1 protein-coding gene is annotated in these 534 nt (G+C 30.7%); it reads left to right on the top strand.

Annotation, left to right across the window (positions count from 1 at the left end; translation table 11 throughout):
• Positions 1-181: 181 nt before the first annotated feature.
• A partial coding sequence (locus LB823_RS23570) for a 2'-5' RNA ligase family protein (RefSeq protein ID WP_224652204.1) occupies positions 182-534 on the top strand: 353 nt, incomplete at its 3' end.

Genomic DNA, 534 nt, shown 5'->3' with positions numbered 1-534 from the left:
GATTTAGTATGAATTGTCTTCATATAGTCTGGTCTATAATATAATTTATAAAAGATTTTACTGTTTGATTTAATTTAAATTTGTCGAAATTGCAAAAGATGTATAATGAATTATTTTTAATGTAACGGTTTTCAAAGAAATTTGATATAATAGCAATAGGTTAAACAAAGGAGGAATTCAGATGATTTTAGGATTAGCATTAATTCCATCAAAGTCATTTCAAGAAGCGGTGGATTCTTACCGTAAAAGATATGATAAACAGTATTCACGAATTAAACCACATGTGACAATTAATGCGCCATTTGAAATTGAAGATGGTGATTTAGATTCTGTCATTGAACAGGTTAGAGCTCGTATTAATGGTATACCAGCAGTAGAAGTTCATGCTACAAAAGCTTCTAGCTTCAAACCAACGAACAATGTGATTTACTTTAAAGTTGCGAAGACGGACGACTTAGAAGAATTGTTTAATCGCTTTAATGGAGAAGATTTCTATGGAGAAGCTGAACATGTTTTTGTGCCACACTTTACAAT

The organism is Tsukamurella sp. M9C (genome assembly GCF_020169415.1).
In the GTDB taxonomy this organism is placed as follows: Bacteria; Actinomycetota; Actinomycetes; order Mycobacteriales; family Mycobacteriaceae; genus Tsukamurella.
This window is presented reverse-complemented; position numbering and strand designations above follow the sequence as displayed.